At 60.3% G+C, this 10,214-nt stretch carries 10 protein-coding genes; 3 read left to right on the top strand and 7 right to left on the bottom strand.

Annotated features, from left to right (window positions below; all coding sequences use genetic code 11):
• Window positions 1–31: 31 nt before the first annotated feature.
• The 3 genes from P3C29_RS15805 to P3C29_RS15815 all read left to right on the top strand — a co-directional run bounded on the left by P3C29_RS15805 (window position 32) and on the right by P3C29_RS15815 (window position 1,885).
• On the top strand, window positions 32–307 hold the full coding sequence (locus P3C29_RS15805; RefSeq protein ID WP_275964885.1) for a polyhydroxyalkanoic acid system family protein: 276 nt from the start codon (window positions 32–34) through the stop codon (window positions 305–307).
• 105 nt (window positions 308–412) lie between these two features.
• Complete coding sequence (locus P3C29_RS15810) at window positions 413–835, top strand: phasin family protein (RefSeq protein WP_275964886.1); 423 nt, start codon at window positions 413–415, stop codon at window positions 833–835.
• A gap of 12 nt (window positions 836–847) precedes the next feature.
• Window positions 848–1,885, top strand: a complete 1,038-nt coding sequence (locus P3C29_RS15815) for a phasin family protein (protein WP_275964887.1) — start codon at window positions 848–850, stop codon at window positions 1,883–1,885.
• Window positions 1,886–1,966: 81 nt separating this feature from the next.
• Here P3C29_RS15815 and P3C29_RS15820 read toward each other — a convergent pair whose 3' ends face one another.
• The 7 genes from P3C29_RS15820 to hslV all read right to left on the bottom strand — a co-directional run bounded on the left by P3C29_RS15820 (window position 1,967) and on the right by hslV (window position 9,713).
• Window positions 1,967–2,587, bottom strand: coding sequence for a TetR/AcrR family transcriptional regulator (locus P3C29_RS15820; RefSeq protein WP_169386563.1), 621 nt, complete (start codon window positions 2,585–2,587; stop codon window positions 1,967–1,969).
• Between the two features lie 27 nt (window positions 2,588–2,614).
• Complete coding sequence (gene phaC / locus P3C29_RS15825) at window positions 2,615–4,297, bottom strand: class II poly(R)-hydroxyalkanoic acid synthase (protein ID WP_010169184.1); 1,683 nt, start codon at window positions 4,295–4,297, stop codon at window positions 2,615–2,617.
• A gap of 101 nt (window positions 4,298–4,398) precedes the next feature.
• On the bottom strand, window positions 4,399–5,244 hold the full coding sequence (gene phaZ, locus P3C29_RS15830) for a poly(3-hydroxyalkanoate) depolymerase (protein ID WP_010169185.1): 846 nt from the start codon (window positions 5,242–5,244) through the stop codon (window positions 4,399–4,401).
• Window positions 5,245–5,396: 152 nt separating this feature from the next.
• On the bottom strand, window positions 5,397–7,076 hold the full coding sequence (gene phaC, locus P3C29_RS15835; protein ID WP_201125957.1) for a class II poly(R)-hydroxyalkanoic acid synthase: 1,680 nt from the start codon (window positions 7,074–7,076) through the stop codon (window positions 5,397–5,399).
• 249 nt (window positions 7,077–7,325) lie between these two features.
• Window positions 7,326–7,703, bottom strand: a complete 378-nt coding sequence (locus P3C29_RS15840; protein WP_003209319.1) for a DUF971 domain-containing protein — start codon at window positions 7,701–7,703, stop codon at window positions 7,326–7,328.
• A 103-nt stretch (window positions 7,704–7,806) separates the two neighbouring features.
• On the bottom strand, window positions 7,807–9,144 hold the full coding sequence (gene hslU / locus P3C29_RS15845) for an ATP-dependent protease ATPase subunit HslU (protein ID WP_010169189.1): 1,338 nt from the start codon (window positions 9,142–9,144) through the stop codon (window positions 7,807–7,809).
• Between the two features lie 38 nt (window positions 9,145–9,182).
• Complete coding sequence (gene hslV / locus P3C29_RS15850) at window positions 9,183–9,713, bottom strand: ATP-dependent protease subunit HslV (protein ID WP_003209323.1); 531 nt, start codon at window positions 9,711–9,713, stop codon at window positions 9,183–9,185.
• Window positions 9,714–10,214 lie beyond the last annotated feature (501 nt).

Below are 10,214 nucleotides of genomic sequence, written 5' to 3' on the forward strand. Positions count from 1 at the left end.
CGACAAGTCCCTATAACGAGGAGTCATTCAAATGGCCCGCATACAGGTTGAACGTGCCCACACACTGGGCAAAGACGCTGCCCGCGAAAAAGCCGACAAGTTGGCGAGCAAACTCAAGGAGCAATATGGCCTGGAGTCTTCGTGGGCCGGCGACACACTGAACCTCAAACGTTCGGGGGTAAAAGGCACCGTGAAAGTGGCTGAAGATTCCCTGCGCATCGACGTGGAACTGGGACTGTTGATGTCGGCCATGAGTGGCACCATCAAGTCCGAAATCGAGAAGGCGCTGGATAAAGCCCTGGCCTGATTTCCGGTCTTCTTAGGGTGCCGATTCTAATTTTTCTGCCTACTTTGTGCCCAAGCCCTCAACTTCTGTGGGCAGTTCCTCCCCCCTTTATGCGTGAGGTGCACCATGGCCAAAGTTATTTTGAAGAAAAAAATTGCTACCGGAACTAACGCCCTGATCGACGTTAAATCCTATGCCCGCAAGATCTGGCTGGCCGGTTTGGGCGCTTATGCCAAGGTCGGCAGCGAGGGCGCCGAGTACTTCAAGGAACTCGTTAAGACCGGTCAACATATTGAAAATAAAGGCAAAAAAGTTGTGATTGAACAACTTGATGCGGCCAACAGTCAGATTGATCAAGTCAAGAGCGAAGTCTTCGGCGTCAAAGGTAGAGTCGAAGTGCAACTGGATAAAGTTGAAAGAGCTTTTGATAGTCGTGTTGGAAGTGCCTTGAATCGGATCGGCATTCCGTCTAAACATGACGTGGAGACACTCTCTGCTAAGCTCGATGAGCTGACGGCATTGCTCGAACGTGTCGCGCGTAAACACTAAGGAGACAACGGGATGGCTGTTAAAAAGACTACTGATAAAGAAGGCAGCTCGTGGATCGGGGAAGTTGAAAAATACTCCCGCAAGATCTGGCTGGCTGGTTTAGGCGTGTACTCGAAGGTGAGCAGTGACGGCGGCAAATACTTCGAGACTTTGGTTAAAGACGGCGAGAAGGCCGAGAAGTTGACCAAGAGCACAGTGGGTAAACAAGTCGATGCGGCAAAGGCTTCCGCCGGTTCTGCCAAATCACGTATCAGCGACAAGTGGGGCGAACTGGAAGGGGCTTTTGACAAGCGCCTGAACAGTGCCATTTCGCGACTGGGCGTGCCTAGCCGTACTGAAGTGAAAGCGCTGCACAGCAAGGTCGATACATTGACCCGGCAAATCGAAAAACTCACCGGCGTTAAAGCGGCGCCCGTTGCGGCTAAAACTGCAGCGGCCAAACCGGCTGCCAAGCCAGCCGCGAAAACGGCTGCTGCCAAGCCTGCTGCAAAAACCGCCGCCAAACCTCTGGTCAAGGCCGCCGCCAAACCGGCCGCCAAGCCAGCGGCCAAAGCGCCTGCCAAAGCTGCCGCAAAACCTGCGGCCAAGCCAGCGGCTAAAACCGCAGCGGCTAAACCGGCCGCCAAGCCTGCCGCTAAACCAGTGGCCGCTAAAGCAGCTGCAAAACCTGCGGCAAAACCCGCCGCCAAGCCGGCAGCAAAAGCAGCAGCCAAACCGGCCGCCAAGCCCGCGGCGAAAACCGCAGCCGCTAAACCTGCTGCAGCGAAGCCTGCCGCCAAGCCAGCGGCTGCGAAACCTGCAGCCAAGCCGGTTGCTGCCAAACCCGCCGCCAAACCTGCGGCTGCAAAACCTGCAGCGGCCAAGCCTGCTGCAAAACCGGCCGCGGCGAAGAAGCCTGCCGTAGCCAAAAAACCAGCAGCGCCAAAGCCAGCGGTCGCGGCCAAGCCTGCAACCCCGGCACCGGCGACCAACTCGGTCACTCCACCGACGCCTGCTGCTGCAACCCCGACTGCAACGCCGGCAACCCCGACGCCTACCAGTCAGTCCTGATTTTTACGGGACACAAAAAAGCCCGGCCTGCGAAGGTCGGGCTTTTTTATTGACGGGGTCTACAGAGCGACACATAGCCATTTAGTCCGCGTCGTCCAGGTACCTGAGCGCCAAACGCTCCGTTGCCAGCCTCGCCGGCATCAGCAAGTGCGGCGCCACCAGCATCATGATCTGGTACACCACCACTCGCACCTCACCTTCACGGTCGAGAATCCGTTGGTAGTCCAGGGAAAACAGCAGGGTCATGGTGATCTGTTCCACCAACTGCCCCAATGCCTGGGTATCACTGACCAATTGCCCGTCCGTCTTTAGCCGGGCCAGCAACGAGGCCAGGGTGCGCTTGAGCGCCGTCAGCAGGTTGCGAATGCCCTTGGCCAGTTTCGGCAAGCGTCCCGCCAGGTTCGACAAGTCCTGGAACAGAAACCGATAGTGCGCCATGCGCTCCACGATCAGGTGCAGGAACAGCCAGTAATCCTCGGCCGCCAGTTGAGCGTCCTCAGGCGGGTCGAGCAACGGCGCCAGCTCGGCCTGGAAACGCTCGAACAGCCCGAGCACCAGCGGCTCCTTGCCATGGAAGTGGTAATAGAGATTGCCCGGGCTGATCCCCATTTCATTGGCCACCTCCATGGTCGACACGTTCGGCTCGCCCTTGTGGTTGAACAACTGCAAGGCACATTCAAGGATACGGTCGCGGGTCTTCATCCAGTCTTCTTAAAATCGTCGTTGGGCTCAGCGGACCCGCACATACGTGCCCGGCGCCGCTTCCATCGGTGGGTAATTCTGGTTGCCCAGGGCGGTCAGGGTTTCGCGCTGCACCCCGGAACGTTGCTGGATCCACGCCAGCCAATTGGGCCACCAGCTGCCTTCGACGTGATTGGCGTCGTAGTACCAGGCGCGCGGGTCGCTGCTCAGCTTGAGGTTTTCGACGTAGTTGGCCTTGGGGTTGCCCGGCGGGTTGAGGATGCTCTGGATATGCCCGCTGTTGGACAGAATGAAGCGCTTGTCGCCGCCCAGCAGTTGGGTGGAGCGGTACACCGCATCCCACGGCGTGATGTGGTCGTTGATCCCGCCCACGCTGAAGCTGTCCACCGTGACCTTCTGCAAGTCGACAGGCGTGCCGCAGACTTCCAGGCCACCGGGATGGCTCAGCGGGTTGTGTTTGAAGAAGTCCAGCAAGTCGCCATGCAGCGCGGCGGGCAGGCGGGTGTTGTCGTTGTTCCAGTACAGGATGTCGAACGCCGGCGGTTCTTTGCCCAGCAGGTAGTTGTTGATCCAGTAATTCCAGATCAGGTCATTGGGGCGCATCCAGGCGAACACTTTGGCCATGTCCCGGCCGTCCAGTACGCCTTGCTGGTACGAGCGGCGCTTGGCGGCTTCCAGGGTCTGTTCGTCGGCGAACAGGGTGGCGGGGCTGTCGATCTGGCTGTCCAGCAGGCTCACCAGGTAGCTGGCGCTGGAGACGCGGCGCAGCTGGCGCTTGGCCTGTAGATGGCCTTGCAGCGCGGCGATGGTCAGGCCTCCGGCGCAGGCGCCCATCAGGTTGACCTCGCGGGCGCCGGTGATTGCGCGGCACACGTTCAGCGCTTCTTCCAGGGCGGCGACGTAGGTGGAGAGGCCCCACTCCCGATGCCGTACGTCCGGGTTGCGCCAGCTGACCATAAACACCTGCAGGCCATTTTTCAGGGCGAACTGGACGAAGCTGTTGTTCGGGCTCAGGTCGAAAATGTAGTACTTGTTGATTTGCGGCGGTACCACCAGCAGCGGCTTGGCGTACTGTTTTTCGCTCATGGGCTTGTACTGGATCAACTCCAGCAGCTCATTGCGAAACACCACCGAGCCGGGCGTGGTGGCTACCGTCTTGCCGACTTCAAAGGCCTGCTTGGTGACCTGGCGCGGCAGGCCATTGTTGTGCAGCAGGTCGTCGAACAGGTTGCTGACGCCACGCACCACGCTGTTGCCGCCGGAGTTGAGCAGTTCCTTGATTGCCAGCGGATTGAGCAACGTGTTGGACGGCGACACTGCATCGTTGAGCAGGGCAAAGGCAAAGTGCGCCCGTGCCCGGTCGTCGGGGCTGAGGTTGCTGTCGTCGATCCAGTGGCGGGTTTGTTTTTGCCAGCTCAAGTAGGCTTGCAGGCTGCGCCGATAAAACGGGTTGAGCTGCCAGGTCGGGTCGGCGAAGCGGCTGTCGGCCGGGTTCGGCTCGTGCACCGTTTCCCCCAGCAACACGCGGCCCAATTGCCCGCCCAGCTTCAGGGCGTGACGGGCGGTGTGCACCGGGTTGCGCAGGCCGTGTGCGGCGACGCTGCGCAGGGTCGACAGCAGATCCCGGCCGCGCAGGCCGGTGATCGCACTTTCAATATTGATGAACGCGGCGGGTGTGGGCACCGGGTTCGATACGGGTCTTTCTCGCATGCGCCAACACTCCTTCGTCAAGCCATCAACAAGCACGCCAATTCAGAACCATAGTCGGTTCTGGCCAAGTTGCGCGGTGCGGTCGTCCTGACCGCCACCGTCTAAAGCGCGGGTTGCGGGTGAATCACCGCCCGCAGGCGTTCCTCCTGCAGAAACTTCATGATGATCGGCGCCACGGCCTCGGCCCGGGTAATCAGGAACAGATGACCGTCGTCGATGATGTGCAGTTGGGCGTTGGGAATGCGCCAGGCCAGCATGCGCATGTTGACCAGCGGGATCAGCGGGTCGTCATCGCCGGCCAGCACCAGGGTCGGCTGCTTGATCTTGTGCAGCCAGTGGATGCTGGTCCAGCCAAGCCCGGCGAACAGTTGCCAGTAGTAACCCAGCTTGCCCGCCGAACGCACTTTGCTGGCGTGTTCGGCGGCCAGTTTCGAATCCCGGCGGAAGGAGCCGCCGTAGATCATCGGCGCAATGCGCACCACATGGGACGGCTGGATATAGCGCCGGGGGCTGGCCATCAACCACAAGACTTTGGGTTTGCCCGGCACCATGAAGGCACCGGCGGCGGTGGCGGCGAGAATCAGCTTCTTGCAGCGCTCCGGGTAGTCATACGCAAACTGCTGCGCCAGTGCCCCGCCCCAGGAAACTCCCACCGCGTTGACCTGGCCATAGTCCAGGTAATCGAGCATGCGTGCGGTGAGCTTGGCCAGGCCAGGGAAACGATAAGGCCGGCTGGGCGTCGACGAACCGCCGACCCCCGGCACATCAAAGGCAATCACTTCCAGGTCCGGGTCCAGGGCCTGGACGAACGGAAACACCAGCTCAAGGTTGGCGCCGATGCCGTTGAAAATCAGCAGCGGCGTCAAGTGAGGCTTGCCCGGGCGTACCGCCGTGCGGATGGCTTGGCCATCCAGGTCGATGGTACGGAAGATGAACGGTTGCGGCATGCTCGTACCCTGTGAAATGGCGCTATTTCCCTGCCGGAAAACGGTCAGTGTGGGAGCTGGCTTGCCTGCGATGCAGACACCGCGGTGTATCTGGCACACCGAGTTGATGCCATCGCAGGCAAGCCAGCTCCTACAGTAGATCCCGTTCCAGCCTACCTTTCGTGTACGTAAGTGCCCGGCGCCGCTTCAGCCGCTGCGTACGCTTTATTGCCCAGTGCGGTCGGCGCTTTTTTCAGCTTGCCCGACCGCTGCGCCTGCCACGCCTGCCAGTGCAGCCACCATGAATCAGTGTGCTTGGTGGCATTTTCCTGCCAGTCCAGCGCTTTGCCCGGCATCGTATCGCTGGTCTGGTAGCGCGACTTGGGGTTGCCCGGCGGATTCAGGATGCTCTGGATATGCCCGCTGCTGGACAGCACGAACTCCACCTTGCCACCAAACAGCTGCGCCGACTTGTAGCAGGACTGCCATGGCGTGATGTGGTCGTTGGTGCCGGCCAGGGAGTAGATATCGGCGGTCACCTGCTTCAGGTCGATCGGCGTGCCGCACACTTCCAGGGCATTGGCGCGCACCAGCGGGTTGTTCTTGAACAGCTCGATCAGGTCGCCATGGAATGCGGCGGGCAGGCGGGTGGTGTCGTTGTTCCAGAACAGGATGTCGAACACCGGCGGCTCGTTGCCCAGCAGGTAGTTGTTGACCCAGTAATTCCAGATCAGGTCATTGGGGCGCATCCAGGCAAACACCTTGGCCATGTCGCGGCCTTCCAGCACGCCGGCCTGGTAGGAATGGCGCTTGGCTGCTTCCAGGGTCTGCTCGTCGACGAACAGCGCCACCTGAGTGTCCAGGGTGGTGTCCAGCACGCTCACCAGCAGGGTCAGGGCGTTGACCTTCTTCTCGCCCAGCGCCGCGTAGTGGCCCAGCAGCGCGGTGCAGGTGATGCCACCGGAGCAGGCGCCGAGCATGTTGATGTCTTTACTGCCGGTGATCGCCGTCACCACATCCACCGCTTCTTTCAGCGCCTCGATATAAGTCGACAGGCCCCACTCGCGCTGGGCCTTGGTCGGGTTGCGCCAGCTGACGATAAAGGTCTGCTGGTTATTGCGCAGGCAGAAGCGTGCCAGGCTCTTGTCCGGGCTCAGGTCGAATACATAGAACTTGTTGATCTGCGGCGGCACCACCAGCAGCGGGCGTTCGTGCACCTGTTCGGTGATCGGCCGGTACTGGATCAGCTCCAGCACGTCGTTGCGAAACACCACGGCGCCTTCGGTGGTGCCCAGGCTTTTGCCCACTTCAAAGGCGCCCATGTTGACCTGGCTCGGCATGCCGCCGTTGTGCACCATGTCTTTGGCCAGGTGTGACAGGCCATCCAGCAGGCTTTTGCCACCGGTCTCGAAGAAGCGTTTGACCGCCGCCGGGTTGGCCGCGCTGTTGGTGGGCGCCATGGCTTCGGTCATCAGGTTGATGACGAAGTGGCCGCGGCTGATGTCGTGTTCCGACAGGTTGCTGTCGGCGATCCAGTCGTGCAGCTCCTTGCGCCACGCCAGGTAGGTTTGCAGGTAACGTTTGTAGAGCGGGTTCTGGGTCCACGCCGGGTCGTTGAAACGACGGTCGTCGCTCTCGGGTGTCAGCTGTGATTTGCCGAACACCACGTTCTTCAATTCGACGCCGAAATGCGCGACGTGCTTGACGCTGTGCAACGGTTGTTTGATGGCCTGGGTCAGCACCATCCGAGCGGATGCCAGTAAATCCTTTTTCCGTAACGCGATGATCGGGTTCAGCCCCAGGGTGTTTTCCGAGGCCTGGCGTTTCAAGTCATCGTTGTTCTTGTTACTCATCTACGACGCTCCATTGTCCGACAGACGAGTACCGGGTACCGCTGTGTACCACTACTTGCCACACAGCACAGCCTGGTACTACTGCTCGGGTGACCGTTAATACCGCATCGTCAAATGCAGGGAACTTGCCAGTTCCATTGGTTACCCGAGTTTAATTTTTTTCGCAAGCGGGCCAATCGTTGGCCACGACAGAGGGGCATTCAAGCAGATGGAATTAGAAAATGCCCACTAATGAGCAAAAGGCCTGAGCTAGAGCATCAGCCGCACGACCGACTGGCTCGGGTCGCGGGTTTTTCCGGCGGCTTTCAGCTCGGCAAGATAGTCAGCCCACAGCGCGTCCTGACGCACGGCAAGTTGATAGAGGTAGTCCCAGGTGAACAATCCGCTGTCATGGCCGTCGTCGAAGGTCAATTTCAGTGCGTATTGGCCGGCGGGTTCGATCTTGGTCAAACCGACATTGAGCTTGCCGAATTGCAGGATCGGTTTGCCATGGCCCTGGACCTCGGCGGAAGGGGAGTGCACCCGCAGGAATTCGGCGGGCAGCTGATAGACCTCGTCGGGACCGTAGGTAAGGCCCAGGGTCCTGGAGGCTTTGTGCAGGTTGATGGCGGTAGGTAGTTTGGTCATGACGGGATCCGAGCAGATCCTGTAGGAGCCCGGCTTGCCGGCGATGGCGATTTCAAGGTCGCCATCGCCGGCAAGCCGGGCTCCTACAGGGGGTTCACATGACCTACAGGATATAACGAGACAGATCTTCGTTCTGCGCCAATTCGCCCAAGTGGCTGTTGACGTAGTCGGCGTCGATCTTGATCGCCTCGCCGTTCTGCGCGCCCGCCATGTCGCCGGCACTGAAGGACACTTCCTCCAGCAGGCGCTCAAGCAGGGTGTGCAGGCGGCGGGCGCCGATGTTTTCGGTCTTCTCGTTGACCTGCCAGGCAATCTCCGCCAGACGCTTGATACCGTCCGGCAGGAACTCTATCCCCAGGCCTTCGGTTTTCAGCAGCTCGCGGTATTGCTCGGTCAGCGACGCATGCGGCTCGCTGAGGATGCGTTCGAAATCGCCCGGCGTCAGTGCTTTCAGCTCAACCCGAATCGGCAGACGGCCTTGCAGCTCCGGCACCAGGTCGCTTGGCTTGCTCAGGTGGAACGCACCGGAGGCGATAAACAGGATGTGGTCGGTCTTGACCATGCCCAGCTTGGTGTTCACCGTGCAGCCTTCGATCAGCGGCAGCAGGTCGCGCTGTACGCCCTCGCGGGACACATCGACGCCGCCGGAGTTACCGCGCTTGGCGACCTTGTCGATCTCGTCGATAAACACGATGCCGTGTTGCTCGACCGCTTCCAGGGCCTTGGCCTTGAGTTCTTCCTCATTGACCAGGCGCCCAGCCTCTTCGTCACGCACCAGTTTCAGCGCGTCCTTGACCTTGAGCTTGCGGCTTTTCTTCTTGCCCTTGCCCATGTTGGCGAACAGGTTCTGCAACTGGCTGGTCATTTCTTCCATGCCAGGCGGTGCGGAGATATCGACACCGGACACTTCGGCGACTTCGATCTCGATTTCCTTGTCGTCCAGCTGGCCTTCACGCAGGCGCTTGCGGAACAGCTGACGGGTGTTGGAATCCGAGCTCGGCGCGGCGTCTTCGTTGAAGCCCATGCGTGCCGGTGGCAGCAGGGCGTCGAGGATGCGTTCTTCGGCGGCGTCTTCGGCGCGATGGCTGACCTTGGTCATTTCCTGTTCGCGCAGCAGTTTCAGGGCGGCGTCGGCCAGGTCACGAATGATCGACTCGACGTCACGGCCTACATAGCCGACTTCGGTGAACTTGGTGGCTTCGACCTTGATGAACGGCGCGTTGGCCAGCTTGGCCAGGCGTCGGGCGATTTCGGTTTTACCGACACCGGTCGGGCCGATCATCAGGATGTTCTTGGGAGTTACTTCAACGCGCAATTCTTCGGGCAGTTGCATCCGGCGCCAGCGGTTACGCAGGGCGATGGCAACGGCGCGCTTGGCATCGTCCTGGCCGATGATATGGCGATTGAGTTCATGGACGATTTCGCGGGGAGTCATGGACATAGTAATTGGCGGTCCTCAAGCGGGAATAAGCCTGCGGCTTATTCGGCGAGGTCCTGCTCCTCAATGGTCAGGTTGTGGTTGGTGAAGACACAGATGTCGCCAGCGATACCCAGGGCAGTCTCGACGATTTCCCGGGCCGACAGGTCGGTTTTCTTCAGCAGTGCGCTGGCTGCGGCCTGGGCATAACCACCGCCGGAACCCATGGCGATCAAGCCTTCTTCGGGTTCAACCACGTCGCCGTTGCCGGTGATGATCAGGGAGGCGTCTTTGTTGGCAACGGCCAACATGGCTTCCAGGCGGCTGAGGGAGCGGTCGGTGCGCCATTCTTTGGCGAGTTCGACGGCGGCACGGACCAGGTGGCCCTGGTGCTTCTCAAGTTGGCCTTCAAAGCGCTCGAACAGGGTAAAGGCGTCAGCGGTGGCGCCGGCAAAACCGGCGAGGACCTGGCCGTGGTACAGGCGACGGACTTTTTTCGCGTTGCCTTTCATCACGGTATTGCCAAGTGAAACCTGGCCGTCGCCGCCCATGACGACTTTGCCGTGGCGGCGAACTGAAACGATGGTGGTCAAGGGGAGAGTCTCCACGCTGCGGGGCGAAAATGCCCTGATGGAACTCATATGGGGGTGGCGGGGGGGATTTCAACTGTAGGACGTGTGGTGAGCGGGCCTGCCCCGCGCTGGGCTGCGCAGCAGCCCCAACAAGAGCGCAGTATCTTTTCAGACGGGTGGCGTTGCCAGTTTTGGGGGCTGCTGCGCAGCCCAGCGCGGGGCAAGCCCGCTCACCACAGCAAGCCCGCTTGTATGCTAGGACTTGAAGGGAGGAGGAGGGACAAAGCCCGATTCTGACTGTTGGCGCAGTACAGACCGTGGGAGATTTCGCCCCTCCTCCTTTCACCCAAGCGCCGATAAAGAATGCATCTGGCTATGACCGACGATAGGAACAAGCCTGCGCCTCTGGGTGAGCCCTTCAAGTGCTCAAAACCATAGCCCGGAGGAAGTCCCATGGCAATGCCAGTTCCTGTCTCAAAGCCGATCATTGGCGTCGATGTTGCTAAAAATGAGCTGGTGATT

Source organism: Pseudomonas sp. 1912-s, from assembly GCF_029269205.1.
Lineage (GTDB): Bacteria > Pseudomonadota > Gammaproteobacteria > Pseudomonadales > Pseudomonadaceae > Aquipseudomonas.